We start from the raw sequence: 15,779 nt of genomic DNA on the forward strand, positions 1-15,779 counted from the left end.
AAGCATAAAATGCTAATTTTTTCGCTGACTAGAGACAAATAGACTGGATGTTGTCCAGCCTAGCTTATCTTTATTAAAATGGCAATTCCTCTTCTTCCAGAAGCAAATCTGCCAAGTCTGCACCTGCATTATTCTCACGAAGAGCTCGCTGTGCACGGCTTTCTAATAGCTGGAAACCATTGCAAAGCACTTCTGTGACATAATGCGTCACTCCGTCCTTCTCATAGCGGCGAGTGCGAAGTTCGCCGTCTAGTGAAATCAAGCTGCCTTTACTTGCATAACTTGCCAATGTTTCGGCTAACTTGCCCCAAACAACGACATTGACGAAGTCTGCTTCTCGTTCACCATTTTGTCCTTTGTAGCGACGATTGACCGCAAGTGTTGCACGCGCCACAGATTTATCATTAGCTGTTTTGTTTAACTCTGGTGTATTCACCAAGCGACCGATTAAAATTACTTTATTATACATTTTGTTTTCCTCCTAACTATTTATTCGTAAGAGAAAAGAAAAAAATCGTGAAAATTCACGATTAAAACTTAATTTCTATTTTACTCTTGCCAATGCTTAGTTGGATCAAAGGCTGTTCCTACTACTTCCGAACTTGCTAATTCAATAATCCCACGTTTTTGCGGAGCGTTTGGCAGCTGCAATTCGCGAGGACTACACATCATGCCAAAACTCTTTTCTCCACGCAACTCACCAGGGAAAATCAAGTTTCCTTTTGGCATCATAGCACCCGGAAGCGCCACAATCGTCTTGAGACCTACTTTAGCATTAGGCGCACCTGCTACGATTTGAACCACTTTATCTGCTGCTATTTTTACTTGACAAATATTAAGGTGGTCACTATCTGGATGGGCTACCATTTCCATAATTTCACCAACCACAAATTTCGGATCAAGGTCATTAACCAATTCTGGTTCAAAACCTGCTTGGCTCAATTCTTGATTCAGAATTGAAATTTCTTCATCTGTCAAAAAGACTTGACCGCGTTCGGTAATATTAACAAGATTAGAAATCTGAAAAATATTCCAAGCAACCGTTTCTCCATTGTCCAAACGATAAACACGCGCTACGTTGCCCTTGCGTTCAGCAGCTAACTTAGCAGCTTGATCGTCTGCAACAATCACCATTAGCACGTCACCCACATGCTCTTTATTATATGTAAAAATCATTATTTCTCCTATATCTTCAGTTTAATTGGGCTAAAAATTCATTGATTTGCGTCTGCGTTTTTCGCTCGCGATTAACAAAACGGCCAATTTCTTGTCCATTTTCTAGGACTACTAGGCTAGGAATACCATACACATCCCACTTTTTGGCAACTTCCATATAATCGTCACGATTGACCTCAACAAAGGTAAAATCAGGATTCTCTGCTTCAATCTCAGGCAAAAAAGGTTTAATAAAACGACAGTCTCCACACCACTCGGCTGTGAAAAAGAACACAGTCTTTCCTTCGCGTTTCACAAATGATGCCAATTCTTCTATATTTGCTGGAATAATCATTGTTCTTCCTCATAGGTCAATTCACCATTTTCATACACAAATGAAATATGGCGATCATCTTCATATACTACACCACCAACCAATCGGTGTTCGTCTGACTTGTATAATTGCACATACAATGTGGCAATCGGACCCCATTCAGACAAACTTTCCCGAATTTCAGCAACTAATTGCTCACGCTGCTCAGCTTCTTTTCGTTCGTCCAACGTTTTTTTAGTCGCATAAGCTGCAATCCCTACTCCTGCAAGTGCAGCCGTTGTTAATAGAATCTTTTTAGCTTTCATGACAATATTTTAACACAAAAGATAAATTGGGACAAATCGAAACACTACTGTTTTTTATCTTTGAATGCTACCCAACTATGATAGAAAATGATAAAATAAGAACAGAAAGAAGGTTAAAGATGTCAGAATTATTTTCAAAAATCAAAGAAGTAACAGAAATTGCTGCCGTTTCAGGGCATGAAGCGCCTGTTCGCAATTATTTGCGTAAAAAAATGACTCCTCATGTGGACGAAGTCGTAACAGACGGCTTAGGAGGCATTTTCGGAGTAAAACATTCAGAGACTGTTGATGCACCGCGTGTCTTAGTAGCTGCCCACATGGATGAAGTTGGCTTCATGGTGAGTGAAATCAAACCCGACGGAACTTTTCGTGTGGTGCAAATTGGTGGCTGGAATCCACTCGTCGTTAGCAGCCAACGCTTTAAACTTTTTACTAGCTCTGGAGTTGCAATTCCTGTCATTTCAGGATCCGTTCCTCCACATTTGACTCGTGGAACAGGTGGACCAAGTCTACCAAGGATTGAAGATATTGTTTTTGACGGTGGATTTGCTGATAAAGCAGAAGCTGAAAGCTACAGCATTCGTCCAGGCGATACGATTGTACCAGACAGCTCTGCTATTCTCACAGCTAATGGGAAGAACGTTATCTCAAAAGCTTGGGACAATCGTTACGGTGTCCTCATGGTGAGTGAACTGGTTCAAGCTCTAGCTAGACAAAAACTTGGCAATGAACTCTATGTTGGAGCCAATGTCCAAGAAGAAGTCGGCTTGCGTGGAGCCCATGTTTCAACGACTAAGTTTGACCCAGAAGTTTTCTTTGCAGTAGACTGTTCGCCTGCTGGCGACATTTACGGAGATCAAGGAGCTATCGGAGAAGGGACTCTGATTCGTTTCTTTGACCCAGGTCACCTCATGTTGCCAAATATGAAAGATTTCCTTTTGACAACGGCAGAAGAAGCAGGCATCAAGTATCAATACTACTGTGGCAAAGGTGGAACTGATGCAGGTGCAGCACATCTGAAAAATGGTGGCGTACCTTCAACTACTATCGGTGTCTGTGCACGCTATATTCATTCTCATCAAACGCTCTATGCAATGGACGACTTCCTCCAAGCTCAAGCTTTCTTACAAGCTCTGGTTAAGAAGTTGGATCGCTCAACTGTTGATTTGATTAAAAACTATTAAAAAGTGCATATTTGAAAAGGCTGTGGACAGTGATGTCTCAGCCTTTTTCTGCTCTCATTTTTTTACTTATTGTTTAATCCCATTAACTTACGTAATTCGGGGATTCGTTGCAACTGTGGAACAATGAGCATTGTCACAACTACTCGTAAAGGAATTTCAAAAACAGACCATGCCCGAGTAGCGTATAGTGCAACAAAGGGTACTCCATATTGTAAATGGAGAGCTAAGGGCGTTAAAGTAAAGGTCCCCACTCCCATAACAGCGATAGTTGCTAGCGTCACCCAAAGCCAGTCTTTCTTCCGTTCAAATCGTAATTCTTTGCCATAAAAGAAATAACCATAGAGAATACCTTGCAAGGCTTCAATCAATGTAAACCAGATAATGAATGGTTGTCCCTGACTCAAAAAGAAAAAGGAAAGCATATCATATACGGCAGAAACCAGACCAGATAAAACCGGACCAGCGACACTTCCCATAAGGGTATAACCGATAAAAGCTGGACTCAGCTTCAGCAAACGAGGGATGACAAAGATTGAAAACTTCTCTAAGACAAAACAAAGAGCCACAATCATTGCGAGGGCAACCAATAGTTGCACCGATAACTTTGGCGAGTTTTTTTTCATATTCGCTCCTTTTCTTTCGGGAGCCGTCAAAATGACAGCGGATGCAATGGCCTACCGCACAAATGTTTCGTTGTATGGCAACATCCCATCCATACACACTTAACGCAGACCACTTACTCTGTGCAAACAAATTGCTCTTTCATTCTATCACATTTTAACTATTTAGAAAACCTCCTTTTACCTATCGCTCATTAGATATTTTCTAACTTCTGCAAGGAAATAGAGAGAGCCTGTGATAAGCAGCAGCTCTTTCTCTCCATGCTTGGCTTTTTTGTATTGCTCCAAATAAGGCAACCACTCTACATATGCTAACTTTTCTCGCTTTGCCAAACATTGCATTTCTCCTGTTGAAAAACTCCGTGAATCCTCAAAAGTTGTCAAAAGTACGCGAGATGTGGGAACCATTTTTAGTAAAGCAAGCATTTCATCCAACGCCTTAGTTTGAATACATGTAAATAAAATCGTTTTTTGATAATCTGGAAAATGGCTTTCTAGGGAAGCAAGCAGAGCTTTCAGTGCATGAGGATTGTGCGCCCCGTCCAGCAAGATCAAGGGTGCTTTTGAAATTTTCTCCAAGCGAGCAGGCCAATACGTTCGTTTCAATGCCCGTCGCACCTCATTTTCACTCAACAATGGTAAACCTTTCAAGCTGCAATATTGATCACACAGTTCAATTGCCAGTCCCGCATTCTCAACCTGATGAACGCCCAAAAGAACAGTTTGATAGTCCTCTTCTCGTCGAAAGGCATTTGAAAAACGAAATTTTTCTCCCTCTTCTAAGCCTTGCACAGACTCCACCTGATAATCTTTCTTATATCGTATGTGGAGTGCCTGACATTGCTGAGCAATAGTGTGAATAACTGCCAGTGCTTCTGAAGAAATCTTCCCTGTCACTACCGGCACACCTTGCTTGATAATCCCCGCTTTTTGCTTGGCAATGTCTTCTAATGTCGTACCTAAAATAGCTGTGTGATCTAGTCCGATTGTCGTAATAGCTGTCAAATCCGGTTGACACACATTGGTACTGTCCAATAAACCACCCAGACCTACTTCCATTATGACCACATCTACCTCTTGCTGGCAGAAATAATCATAAGCCAATGCCGTAATAATCTCAAACTCTGTTATTTCCTGCAATATCGTATCATCTGCCTGCTTTTTTAATAACTCTTGATAAGATTGCAACAAAGAATAAAAGTCTTCGCCTGAAATAGGCAAACCATTGATTGCAATTTGCTCATTATAGTTAAGAAGATAAGGCGATGTAAACGTTCCTACACGCAGTTTCTTTGCTTGCAATAGCTGACGTAAATGTGCAATCGTTGAGCCTTTTCCATTGGTACCTGCCACATGAATGACTGATATTTGTAAATGAGGATTGCCTCGCAGCGATAATAGTCGTCGCACTCTTTCTAAGCCCAAATGTGGCTCTTCTGTTTGGTGCTGCTGCAACCATTCTAACTGTTTTTCTTTTTGTATCATTGCTCTTCTCATCCAATCTATAATGCTCTCATTTTATCATAGAAGTGGGATTTCTACAAAACAATTTACCAAAAAATAATCAAGAAAAGAAGAGAAAAGCTATTGCGCACCAAATGACTGAAAATGGAAAATTCCAAACGAAGAGTTGGCTTGGAAATCAAGAAAGAAAGTAAACTCCTTAAACCTGTATAAACAATAAAACAAGTTAAATCAGCTGGATTTCGTAAAAGGATAAACAACAAACTCCCTATCACAAAACTCGTTCGTGCTTGACCTTTTGACACAAAAAAATGAATAATGAATGACCGCACCTCAGGCACGAGAGCTACTATATCAACACCTAATAAGAAAAGAGAGGAGTGGATGAACAGACTCATAAATAATTGTTGACTTTCTGAAACAGCAGCCGTCCCTTCTAAAATCATCAGATAAACTCCTATCGCATTGATAAATACTATCATGAGATAAGATAATCGCAGGAGAGGCCAATAACGAGCCGTTAAGATCTCTGATTTAAAATCTGTTAATTCTCTGGAAAAATAGCGAAAATAAAGCAAGCCACAAGAAAATAGAATGAACAAAAATACAAAACTTGACTGCTGAAAGGTCAATGTTTTGGACAACGGCGTCGTTAGCAGTACCAAGGTAATCTGTGTCAGAACGATTAGCAAACTCATTTGAAGAATATTTTTTATCTTTCTCATTTCAACTCCTTTTTCTACCTTTTTAGTATAAAATATTCCAAAGATTTCCTCGGAAGATGCCCTAAAAAGTTATTTTTTATCTTCAAATAGTAAAAAATGAAAGAAAAATAAAACACATTTCCCTTAACAGTCGTTCTTTGTCCCACACCAACAAGTCGACGTAAAGTGACAACTCAAAAAAACAGACAAAATCTCTTTTGGATTATCTTCAATTAAGATTTTGTCTGTTTTTGAATGATAATTTAGTTCTTGTTTCAGACCTATTTATTTGTCTTTCTTCGTTAAGATTGCAAGTGTTTCAAGAAGATTGTCAACATGAACTTCAATGGTATCACCTGTCGCTTTGATTTTGACTTCAACGATGCGGTCAGCTGCTTTTTTCCCAACAGTCACACGAATCGGTAAACCAATCAAGTCACTGTCACTGAATTTCACACCAGCACGTTCGTTACGGTCATCTGTCAAAACTTCGTAGCCAGCTTTGACCAGCTCTGCTTCTAGTTGTTCTGTCAAGGCAAGAGCTTCCTCGTCTTTGACATTTACAGGGATTAGATGCACATCAAACGGTGCCAATTCTTTTGGAAAATTGATCCCCCAAGCATAGCGATAGTCTCCTTTTGGCGTTTTATTGACAAAGAGACGTGCATGTTGCTCCATAACAGCTGATAAGAGACGACTAACACCAATACCATAGCAGCCCATTACGACAGGAACTGCACGACCATTTTCATCTAAAACCGTCGCATTCATGCTTTCTGAATAACGAGTTCCTAATTTAAAGATATGTCCAATTTCAATGCCGCGTGCAAATTTCAAAACGCCTTGTCCGTCTGGTGAAACTTCTCCTTCACGCACCTCGCGAATATCTACATATTCTGCTGTGAAGTCTCGCCCTGGATTGACACCTGTCAAATGATAACCGTCTTCATTCGCACCAGCGACTGCATTGCGGATGTCTTCTACCTTGCGGTCTGCGATGATTTGAACATCTTCTGGAAGATGAACGGGTCCAAGAGATCCAAAGTTTGCTCCAAACAGTTCACGAACTTCTTCTTCGCTTGCCGGTTCAAAGAAATCAGCACCTAGATAATTTTTCAACTTCACTTCATTCAGTTGATCATTTCCGACAAGCAAAGCCACGATAGGCTTTTCGTCAGCAATGTAAACTAAGGTTTTGATTATTTGACTTTCATCAACATGAAGAAAAGCAGCGACTTCATCAATTGACTTGCAATCTGGGGTTTCTACACGAATCAATTCCTCTTCTGCCACGACACGATTACTTGGTTTGTATTCATTTGTTGCCATTTCAAGGTTTGCAGCATATCCTGACTCACTCGAATAAACAACAGTATCTTCACCAGACACCAACCAGCTCGTCAATTCTTCTTTTATCGCTTCTTGTACATCTGTCGGAATTTCATCAAAACTAGTGACTGACTTATCTAGAACAACCCAGCGCGTAAGGTCGGTACGGTCAGGTGTAATGGCCATAAATTCTTGGCTATCCTTTCCACCCATAGCACCACCGTCACCGATAATCCCTTTGAAATCAACCTCACTTCGGGTAAAAATATTCTCGTAGGCAGTCTTATACTCATCGTAAGTCACATCTAGGCTATCATAATTGGCATGGAAGCTATAACCGTCTTTCATGATAAACTCACGTGTCCGCAATAAGCCATTGCGAGGACGCTTTTCATCACGGTATTTAGCCTGAATCTGATAAAGATTGAGCGGTAATTGCTTATAAGATTTTACAGAATCCCGTATAATTGCGGTGAATGTTTCTTCATGAGTGGGCCCCAAGATAAAATCTGAACCTTCGCGATTTTTTAACTTATAGAGATCTTCACCATAGGTATCGTAACGGCCTGATTCACGCCAAAGGTCGGCACTAAGGAGGGCTGGAGCTAACATTTCGACCGCACCGATTTTTTCAAATTCTTCTCGCATGATTTTCTTTGCTTTTTCGATCACGCGATTAGCCAATGGTAAGTAAGAGTAAACACCTGCTGAAATTTGGCGGACATAGCCCGCACGCAGCATAAGTGCATGACTGATGACTTGTGCATCACTAGGCATTTCACGTAGTGTTGGGATTAACATTTTACTTTGTTTCATAAATTCTTCCTTTTATTTATTATTTAGAATTCACCTTTTAAAAGAAGGTTCTCATAATATCATTCCAGGTCACCGCAATCAGCAACACCACCATAATGGCGACACCTGCTAAAGTAACATAGGTTTCTGTTTCCTGCTTTAATGGCTTGCGACGAATGGCTTCAAGAAGATTGAGCACAATCTTTCCACCGTCAAGCGCTGGGATAGGAATGAGATTAAAAATACCAATATTCAGAGAGAGCATAGCTAAGAGAGCGATAACACTTTCAATTCCACCTTTAGCAGCGTCACTACTAGCTTTGTAAATCGCCACAGGTCCGCCTAGTTTATTGATGTCTGGGTGGAAAATTAAATTTTTTAAAGCGCCAAAGATGCGGAAACTAGCGTTCCAAGCCATGCTAAATCCGCCCGCAATCATAGACAGAAAATCTGATTTCAAGCCCGGCATCACTCCTAATAAATATCTGCCTTGCTCTTTTTTAGGCTTAACTGTCAGCTCTTGAACTTTAGTTCCACTTTTAACCGTCACATTTAGTTCTGATTGCCCTTTACTATTTTTTGTTTCAGACTGAACAGCCTGGGTCAAATCCGACCAATTCTTAATTTCGGCTTGACCAACTTTTAAAATCTGGTCATTATTTTTTACACCGGCCTGAGCCAAGGCACCGCCCTGTAAAACGCGAATGTGATTTGTATTGGGATTGGCAACGCCACCCTGCATAAAAATCAACAGCAGAAAAGCTACAATCCCTAAAATGAAATTATTCATTGGTCCTGCAAAGTTGGTAATGAGGCGCCCGCCTAAACTAGCATTTTGATACTGCACATCAAGCGGAGCAATCCGAACCTCTGTACCGTCTTCTTCTACAATTGTTGCATCATGGTCAACTGCATAGGTCTTTTGTTCATCTAATACCAAACCAGTGATTCCCAGCTTGTCTTCTAAATCAAAGCCCGTCACATTCATCGGCAGAGCGGTTTGATCAATTTTCTTGCCCGAAAGATTGATTCGGACGACCTTACCTGCTTCATTTAAAGTCAAACTAGCAGGTGTTCCGGTTTTAATCTCGGTCGAATCTTCGCCCCAACCAGCCATACGAACATAGCCACCCAGCGGTAACATCCGAATGGTATACGCCGTACCGTCTTTTCCGATATGAGCAAAAATTTTCGGGCCCATTCCGATAGCAAACTCCCGCACCAAAATACCCGATTTTTTCGCAAAATAGAAATGTCCAAACTCATGAACGACCACAATAATTCCAAAAACAATGATAAAGGTGATAATTCCTATAATACCTGACTGCATTACACCAACCTTTCTACTTTCTGACATGATCATCTTACTGAATTGCACACAGCAAATCAAGAATACTTCACTCGGCTTAAGATTTCCTTATAAAGTTCATTCACAAAGAGGCTGGGATGAACGTTCCCCAGACTCTTACAATATATTATTTTTACTACAAAACGCAGTGGTGAGAAACTCTGTTAACTTTAGTCAATTTAGAGTTCCCATGCACAATTGATTAGGTCCTTTAGTGCCAATCAATCACTGCTGAGTGGCAGTTCTAATCCCTTGCTACGCAAGGGATGACGACCAACCCCTAGTCAACTGCATAAAGTAAAATGACAAAATCAATTTCTTGCGAAATATTGATTCTTTACGTCATCTTCTCAGATTTCATTTTTCTGTGAGTGACTATAAAACAATCACGTTAGTCTGTCCTACTTCATTTTATCCTTCTCATTAGAACAATCCAAAGAAATGCATCAAGGGAAAGACAAACAGCATGCTGTCAAAACGATCTAACACACCACCATGTCCGGGTATAAATTTACCAGAATCTTTGACTCCAAAATGGCGCTTAATCGCACTTTCTACCAAGTCTCCAAACTGTCCTGCAATACTAAAGAATACTGTGAAAAGAAGCATGACAAACATATGATGAGGTGCGGCAACGTTTCTATCAATCAACATGAAAACAAATGTTACAAGGACTGCTGAAGCAATGCCCCCTAGACTGCCCTCAATAGTTTTATTTGGAGAAACATGAGGAGCCAAGCGACGTACGCCATATCTCCGTCCGATCAAGTAAGCTCCGCTATCCGTTGCCCAGACGATAAACAAGGCTAAGAGCACTTTGTCAAAACCAGCCACTCGTGCATCTAGCAAAGCATTGAAGCCAATCCCCACGTAAAAACTCGCAGCGATTGGATAAGCCGCATCTTCAAAACTGTAATTTTTCCCTAGAACAGTTGAGCCTAATAGAAGAAAAACAACTAAACTATAGGCCACAACATTTCCGTCTATCGGCAAAAATTTCAAATAGTTTTCGAGTGGAATCGTCAACACAAAACCTGCCAACATGGCTAAGACACCTTCTAGCGTGGTACTTCTCAGCCCTTTCATTTGCAGCAATTCATGAACACCCAGCATGGCTAGAAGCCCCATTCCAATTTGCAGAAGCGCCCCTCCTATCATCAAAACTGGAATGAAGATAGCAAGTGCCACTCCGCCAAAAATAACACGTCTTTGTAAATCCTTATCCATAAATTCTCCTACACACCACCAAAGCGACGATTTCGTTTACTATATTCTTCAATAGCTGCTTTCAAAGCTTTCTCATCAAAATCCGGCCATAAAATATCTGTAAAATACAGCTCACTATATGCACTTTGCCAAGGCAAAAAATTACTCAAACGCAATTCTCCGCTCGTTCGAATGACCAAATCCGGATCGCGCAATAATCGAGGTAGATTGCTGGTTTGTAGATAATTGGCAATCATCTCTTCATCAATCTCACCCGGACTGAACTTGGCATCTAACACATCTTGAGCAATCATTTTAACCGCCTGAACAATCTCAGCACGGCCACCATAATTCAAGGCAAAATTCAGAATCAAGCCTGTGTTGAGCCGCGTTAATTCTTCTGCTTTGCAAAGCGCCTCATAAGTTGCCTTAGGTAGCCGCTCTATATCTCCAATCATTTGAATTTTTACGTTATTTCTATGCAACTCCGGCACATAACGGTCGTAAAATTCAACCGGCAAGTTCATGATAAAGCTGACTTCTTTTTCAGGGCGCGACCAATTTTCTGTGGAGAACGCGTAGACTGTCAATACTTGAACCCCCAGCTCTTTAGCTGCAATGGTAACGTTTTGTAAAGTTTCCATTCCAGACTTGTGTCCGAAAACGCGCGGCTGCATTCTCTTTTTAGCCCAACGACCATTCCCGTCCATAATAATACCGATATGTTTTGGGATTTGTAACGGAACTTCAATTTTTTCTTTTTTCTTAAAACTAAACATCTGCTTGTTTTCCTAATAAAGTTTTACATTTCATTATATCATAAATCCTCTAAAAATGGGATTTATGCTAAATTTCAGATAAAAAAGAAGCCGAAACATAGAAATTTTGGGCTCCAATTTCTTTTTCACATTATTTTACGATAAAAATTAAATGCTTTATCTTTTTAAAATTCCTATTCTGCTAAGGGAATATTTGTTACTTGGTTAGGCTTTGGCATCAAAACAGCTAATTGGCGACGTCAAAGTAGAAAAAGAATTATTCTTATAAATTGTAAAAGAAACCTTTCAAACAAAAATAAAAGAACTGGAGAAACTCCAATCCCTTTTTCTAGCTTAAAACACTACTATTCTTCTTCAATAGCTGTATCTTCTGACATATCAACACTTCCGTCTGCACCAGCAACTGCTGTGATTCCCTCTGTGAGAGGTAATACAGTCTTGATAGCTGTTAATTCAAATGTCAAGTAAACACCGTCTACATCAAGAACAACCGTTTTCTTTTCAGTATCAACTTCATCAACCGTACCATACAAGCCACCAATTGTGATAACTTCATATCCTTTTTGTAGTTTGTTCAAGCTTTCCATCCGTTTGTCTGCTTGTTTCTTTTGAGAACGTTGCATGAAGAACATTAAGCCCATCATCACAACCAACATGATTAAAATTGAAAAACCGTTACCCATTTTAGTCTCCTTTAGATTTCATATATTATCTACTATAGCAGATTCCTAGAGAATTTACAAGGAGGGGCTGAAATTTCTAAAAGGATTCCTCCTTAAGCCTGACTAGCAGCGAATTCTTTTGACAGTATGCTCTGCTTTTTCCAAAAAGCGTAAAAAGTCCGCATAAGCGATATTGAGCGTTGTTGTATTGACAAAAGGATGAAAACCCACAGTCAAGTTCGGATCAACCTCCTCGTCCACAATCAGCTGGACTTTCTTTTCCTTATCAAAAAGCAACCCAAAAGGTGTAACCGCACCTGGCTCTACCTGTAAAAGCTCCTCCAGCTCCTTATCATTGGCAAATGATAATCGTTTTTCATCAAGGATTTCTGCCAAATGCTTGATATCTGCCGTTTTTTCGTCCCGCAAAATGACCAAATAAAATTGACGTCCCTTTTTATTTTTCAAAAAGAGATTTTTGACCTGTTGCCCCGGTAAGACGACTCCCTTTTCAGCCGCCTCAATAACGGAAAAAATTGGTTCATGATCCAGACGAACATAAGAAATTTTCAATTCATCCAATAACTGATAAATCATACTTTCCTTTGTCATCTTCACACCTCCGAGATAGAGTTTTCTATTTTCATTATAGCACTTCTAGTTAGAAAAACCGAAGCAAGCCTCGGTTTTTTTTCTTGATAGTTACTATTTCAAATTTTTCACAACTTCTACGACATGAGCAACGGTGAAGCCATATTCTTCCATTACCTTAGCAGCTGGGGCAGAAGCACCGAATTTGTCAATACCGATAACAGCTCCGTCAAGTCCGACATATTTGTACCAAGACTGGGTTGCAGCCATTTCGATAGCAACACGGCGACGAACTGCATTTGGTAAAATTTCTTCTTTGTAAGCAGCATCTTGTACATCAAAGATGTCTGTTGACGGTACGCTGACAACGCGAACCTTTTCTCCTTGTGCTTCCAACTCTTTTGCAGCTGCAACAGCTAAGTTGACTTCAGAACCAGATGCCAGAAGAATTGTATCAAAGTCACCTGCTGTCTCATACACGACATAGGCTCCTTTTGCTACCTTGTCAAAGTCAGTTCCAGCTTCAACAGTCAAGTTTTGACGTGTGAGAACCAAAGCTGTTGGAGTTGATTGACTCTTGAGTGCCAAGTACCAAGCCGCCTGTGTTTCACGCGCATCTGCTGGACGCAAAACATTGAGGTTTGGAATGGCACGAAGACCTGCTAAGTGCTCAATCGGCTCATGAGTTGGACCATCCTCACCAACTGCGATTGAGTCATGCGTAAAGACATAAGTCACAGGTAAGCCTTGAAGAGCTGACAAGCGAACAGCTGCTTTAACATAGTCTGAGAAGACAAAGAATGTACCACCGTAAACACGAAGTCCCCCGTGAAGTGCCATACCATTCAAAATAGTACCCATAGCAAATTCACGCACACCAAATTGAATATTGCGGTTAAGACGGTGAGCATCATCTTGCAAGCCGTCTTCTTTGATATAAGTCATATTAGAATGAGCTAGGTCAGCAGAGCCACCAAGGAATGTTGGAAGTACTTTTGCTGCGGCATTTAAAGCATCTTGGCTAGAATTACGAGTAGCTTGTGAGAAACCTGTTTCTACTACTGGGAAATCTTCTGGCTTGATCTCAACTGGATCTTTTCCAGCAATAATGGCAGCAACTTCATCAGCTAAGTCAGGATAGGCTTGTTTGTATTCTTCAACGAGTTTTTCCCAAGCATCATAGGCAGCTTTGCCGCGTTCTGCAACATTAACTCGATAATCTTCGTAGACTTCTTCAGGGATTTCGAATGGTGCGTAATCCCAAGCAAGAGCTTTGCGAGTAGCTGCTGCTTCTTCTGCACCAAGAGGCGCTCCATGAACAGCATTTGTCCCTTGTTTATTTGGAGAGCCATAACCAATCACCGTTTTGACTTCAATCAATGACGGTTTGCCAGAAACTTTTGCAGCTTCAATCGCCGCATTGATTGCTTCTAAGTCTGTTCCATCTTTAACCAAAGCTGTGTGCCAACCGTAAGCATTGTAACGGTCACGAACGCTTTCTGTAAAGGAATCCTTCGTTTCTCCGTCCAAATTGATGTCGTTTGAATCATAGAGAACGATGAGCTTATCTAGCTTTTGCAGTCCAGCATAAGAAGCTGCTTCAGCAGACACACCTTCCATTAAGTCCCCGTCACCACAGATGACATACGTATAGTGGTCAAAGATATTATAGCCTTCACGGTTGTACTTAGCAGCTAGGAAACGTTCTGCTTGCGCAAAACCAGTTGCCATCGAAATTCCTTGGCCGAGGGGTCCAGTTGTCGCATCTACGCCAGCTGTATGTCCAAATTCTGGATGACCAGGCGTTTTAGAACCCCATTGACGGAAGTTCTTGATTTCGTCCATAGTGACATCTTGAAAACCAGACAAGTGAAGAAGTGCATAGAGCAACATAGACCCATGACCTGCTGACAAGATAAAACGGTCACGATTGACCCAATTTGGTACTTCTGGATTCACACGCATTTGCTTGGTAAACAAGTCATAAGCCATCGGTGCTGCGCCCATGACAACACCTGGATGCCCAGATTTTGATTTTTCAATGGCATCAATTCCTAAGAAACGAATGGCATTGACAGATAAATTTGACATTGAATTCTCCTTTTATAATACTACCCTTTCAGTAGCAATTATTCTACACTATCATTATATGAAAATTATCCGCATATCGCAATGTATACGGATAATTCCCACTTAATTTTTTATAGTAAAGCCTTAAATTGAATATTCGAATCGTGCTCGAAGCAATCATCAAAACCACGTGGGTGATGATATTCAATCCTGTCTTTGTCTTGCGGATAGGTATATTTACCACCAACTTCCCAGATGAATGGGTGGAATTGATATTGGAGGCGCTCTTTGCGCATCTTCCACAAGGCTAAAATCTCGTCCGTTGAAGCCATGAAGTTAGACCAGATATCATAATGAACCGGAATAATAACTTTGGCACGAAGGTTTTCAGCCATACGAAGCAAATCAATCGAAGTCATCTTGTCTTGAATACCGATTGGGTTGTCACCGTAGTTGTTAATCGCTACATCAATATTGAAATCTTTTCCATGTTTGGCAAAATAGTTTGAGAAGTGAGAATCTGCGCCATGATAAATCGTACCGCCCGGTGTTTCAAAGACGTAGTTAACTGCCTTACGCGCCATTTCTTCGTCAGTTACAGCAAGCCCTTTCAGCTCACCGTCTTGAGCATCCGCACCATCAACTGGAAGTGTGACCAAGCAAGTTCGGTCAAAGGATTCCACAGCCGATACTTTAATATCTTTAAACTCAAAACTTTCGCCGGGTTTAATCACGATGATACGTTCTTCTGGGACACCCCATTTTTTCCAAATTTCGCTACATTCGTAGGGGCCGACAAACTTCACATGATTTAATTTTGGATTGTTGACGATAGCTGCAGCAGTATTGATGTCAATATGGTCGCTGTGGAAATGAGAAACAAGGTAATAGTCTAGTTCGTTAATCGCAAATGGGTCAATCACCATTGGTTGCACACGGAGATTTGGTTGCAATTTGCGGACACCAGCCATATTGGCCATTTGGTGACCACGCACCATGTCTTTGACCTTTTTGGTTGATTTTCCGCGGTTGGACCAGAGATCCATGACCACATTAGCACCACCTGGTGTCTTAATCCAAACACCACAATTCCCTAACCACCACATAGCAAAGTTACCTTCTGGCACAACTTCTTCTTCAATTTCTTCATTGAGCCATGTTCCCCATTCTGGGAAAGTGGATAAAATCCAAGATTCTCTTGTGATTTCTTTTACATTTGGCATTGCTTATCCT

Annotated in this window: 16 protein-coding genes and 1 riboswitch; of the genes, 1 reads left to right on the forward strand and 15 read right to left on the reverse strand. The window is 40.8% G+C overall.

Features of this window, described 5'->3' with window-relative positions:
• Positions 1–73: 73 nt before the first annotated feature.
• The 4 genes from RG565_RS06165 to RG565_RS06180 all read right to left on the reverse strand — a co-directional run bounded on the left by RG565_RS06165 (position 74) and on the right by RG565_RS06180 (position 1,794).
• A complete protein-coding gene (locus RG565_RS06165; RefSeq protein WP_003028522.1) occupies positions 74–469 on the reverse strand; it encodes a single-stranded DNA-binding protein in 396 nt (131 codons plus the stop codon).
• A gap of 80 nt (positions 470–549) precedes the next feature.
• A complete protein-coding gene (gene ytpR, locus RG565_RS06170) occupies positions 550–1,176 on the reverse strand; it encodes a YtpR family tRNA-binding protein (RefSeq protein WP_247937356.1) in 627 nt (208 codons plus the stop codon).
• Positions 1,177–1,192: 16 nt separating this feature from the next.
• Positions 1,193–1,510: a thioredoxin family protein gene (locus RG565_RS06175; RefSeq protein ID WP_003028520.1), complete on the reverse strand. Its 318-nt coding sequence runs from the start codon at positions 1,508–1,510 to the stop codon at positions 1,193–1,195.
• On the reverse strand, positions 1,507–1,794 hold the full coding sequence (locus tag RG565_RS06180) for a DUF4651 domain-containing protein (RefSeq protein ID WP_003028519.1): 288 nt from the start codon (positions 1,792–1,794) through the stop codon (positions 1,507–1,509). The genes RG565_RS06175 and RG565_RS06180 overlap by 4 nt, the downstream gene beginning before the upstream one ends.
• Before the next feature lie 119 nt (positions 1,795–1,913).
• Here RG565_RS06180 and pepA point away from each other — a divergent pair, with 119 nt between their 5' ends.
• Positions 1,914–2,978, forward strand: coding sequence for a glutamyl aminopeptidase (gene pepA / locus RG565_RS06185; protein WP_003039238.1), 1,065 nt, complete (start codon positions 1,914–1,916; stop codon positions 2,976–2,978).
• 62 nt (positions 2,979–3,040) lie between these two features.
• Here pepA and RG565_RS06190 read toward each other — a convergent pair whose 3' ends face one another.
• The 11 genes from RG565_RS06190 to ulaG form a co-directional block, all read right to left on the reverse strand.
• A complete protein-coding gene (locus RG565_RS06190; protein ID WP_003039137.1) occupies positions 3,041–3,601 on the reverse strand; it encodes a folate family ECF transporter S component in 561 nt (186 codons plus the stop codon).
• Between the two features lie 33 nt (positions 3,602–3,634).
• A riboswitch (THF riboswitch) is annotated at positions 3,635–3,724 on the reverse strand.
• Positions 3,725–3,778: 54 nt separating this feature from the next.
• Entirely contained in the window at positions 3,779–5,083 is a 1,305-nt protein-coding gene (locus RG565_RS06195; RefSeq protein ID WP_247937357.1) for a folylpolyglutamate synthase/dihydrofolate synthase family protein, read from the reverse strand.
• Between the two features lie 65 nt (positions 5,084–5,148).
• Entirely contained in the window at positions 5,149–5,787 is a 639-nt protein-coding gene (locus RG565_RS06200; RefSeq protein WP_247937358.1) for a CPBP family intramembrane metalloprotease, read from the reverse strand.
• A gap of 264 nt (positions 5,788–6,051) precedes the next feature.
• Positions 6,052–7,911 (reverse strand): proline--tRNA ligase, encoded by a 1,860-nt coding sequence (locus tag RG565_RS06205; RefSeq protein ID WP_247937359.1) that lies wholly within the window; start codon positions 7,909–7,911, stop codon positions 6,052–6,054.
• Positions 7,912–7,948: 37 nt separating this feature from the next.
• Entirely contained in the window at positions 7,949–9,220 is a 1,272-nt protein-coding gene (gene rseP / locus RG565_RS06210) for an RIP metalloprotease RseP (protein ID WP_106083488.1), read from the reverse strand.
• 441 nt (positions 9,221–9,661) lie between these two features.
• The gene (locus RG565_RS06215) at positions 9,662–10,465 is read right to left on the reverse strand and encodes a phosphatidate cytidylyltransferase (RefSeq protein WP_247937360.1); all 804 of its coding nucleotides are present in this window, start codon (positions 10,463–10,465) and stop codon (positions 9,662–9,664) included.
• A gap of 8 nt (positions 10,466–10,473) precedes the next feature.
• Positions 10,474–11,223, reverse strand: coding sequence for an isoprenyl transferase (locus tag RG565_RS06220; RefSeq protein ID WP_247937361.1), 750 nt, complete (start codon positions 11,221–11,223; stop codon positions 10,474–10,476).
• Positions 11,224–11,567: 344 nt separating this feature from the next.
• Positions 11,568–11,906: a preprotein translocase subunit YajC gene (gene yajC / locus RG565_RS06225; protein WP_003026971.1), complete on the reverse strand. Its 339-nt coding sequence runs from the start codon at positions 11,904–11,906 to the stop codon at positions 11,568–11,570.
• A 102-nt stretch (positions 11,907–12,008) separates the two neighbouring features.
• A complete protein-coding gene (locus RG565_RS06230) occupies positions 12,009–12,497 on the reverse strand; it encodes a prolyl-tRNA synthetase associated domain-containing protein (RefSeq protein ID WP_003039314.1) in 489 nt (162 codons plus the stop codon).
• 93 nt (positions 12,498–12,590) lie between these two features.
• Positions 12,591–14,567: a transketolase gene (gene tkt, locus RG565_RS06235; protein WP_247937362.1), complete on the reverse strand. Its 1,977-nt coding sequence runs from the start codon at positions 14,565–14,567 to the stop codon at positions 12,591–12,593.
• A gap of 110 nt (positions 14,568–14,677) precedes the next feature.
• Complete coding sequence (gene ulaG / locus RG565_RS06240) at positions 14,678–15,769, reverse strand: L-ascorbate 6-phosphate lactonase (RefSeq protein WP_049533283.1); 1,092 nt, start codon at positions 15,767–15,769, stop codon at positions 14,678–14,680.
• Between the last annotated feature and the right edge of the window lie 10 nt (positions 15,770–15,779).

This window comes from Streptococcus sp. IsoGale021 (assembly GCF_031142795.1).
GTDB classification, from domain to species: Bacteria; Bacillota; Bacilli; order Lactobacillales; family Streptococcaceae; genus Streptococcus; species Streptococcus hominis.

Excerpts from the sequence above, each read along its gene's own strand:
- RG565_RS06165 (WP_003028522.1), bottom strand. The coding sequence starts at position 469 with ATGTATAATAAAGTAATTTTAATCGGTCGCTTGGTGAATACACCAGAG.
- ytpR (WP_247937356.1), bottom strand. The coding sequence starts at position 1,176 with ATGATTTTTACATATAATAAAGAGCATGTGGGTGACGTGCTAATGGTG.
- RG565_RS06175 (WP_003028520.1), bottom strand. The coding sequence starts at position 1,510 with ATGATTATTCCAGCAAATATAGAAGAATTGGCATCATTTGTGAAACGC.
- RG565_RS06180 (WP_003028519.1), bottom strand. The coding sequence starts at position 1,794 with ATGAAAGCTAAAAAGATTCTATTAACAACGGCTGCACTTGCAGGAGTA.
- pepA (WP_003039238.1), top strand. The coding sequence starts at position 1,914 with ATGTCAGAATTATTTTCAAAAATCAAAGAAGTAACAGAAATTGCTGCC.
- RG565_RS06190 (WP_003039137.1), bottom strand. The coding sequence starts at position 3,601 with ATGAAAAAAAACTCGCCAAAGTTATCGGTGCAACTATTGGTTGCCCTC.
- RG565_RS06195 (WP_247937357.1), bottom strand. The coding sequence starts at position 5,083 with ATGATACAAAAAGAAAAACAGTTAGAATGGTTGCAGCAGCACCAAACA.
- RG565_RS06200 (WP_247937358.1), bottom strand. The coding sequence starts at position 5,787 with ATGAGAAAGATAAAAAATATTCTTCAAATGAGTTTGCTAATCGTTCTG.
- RG565_RS06205 (WP_247937359.1), bottom strand. The coding sequence starts at position 7,911 with ATGAAACAAAGTAAAATGTTAATCCCAACACTACGTGAAATGCCTAGT.
- rseP (WP_106083488.1), bottom strand. The coding sequence starts at position 9,220 with ATGCAGTCAGGTATTATAGGAATTATCACCTTTATCATTGTTTTTGGA.
- RG565_RS06215 (WP_247937360.1), bottom strand. The coding sequence starts at position 10,465 with ATGGATAAGGATTTACAAAGACGTGTTATTTTTGGCGGAGTGGCACTT.
- RG565_RS06220 (WP_247937361.1), bottom strand. The coding sequence starts at position 11,223 with ATGTTTAGTTTTAAGAAAAAAGAAAAAATTGAAGTTCCGTTACAAATC.
- yajC (WP_003026971.1), bottom strand. The coding sequence starts at position 11,906 with ATGGGTAACGGTTTTTCAATTTTAATCATGTTGGTTGTGATGATGGGC.
- RG565_RS06230 (WP_003039314.1), bottom strand. The coding sequence starts at position 12,497 with ATGACAAAGGAAAGTATGATTTATCAGTTATTGGATGAATTGAAAATT.
- tkt (WP_247937362.1), bottom strand. The coding sequence starts at position 14,567 with ATGTCAAATTTATCTGTCAATGCCATTCGTTTCTTAGGAATTGATGCC.
- ulaG (WP_049533283.1), bottom strand. The coding sequence starts at position 15,769 with ATGCCAAATGTAAAAGAAATCACAAGAGAATCTTGGATTTTATCCACT.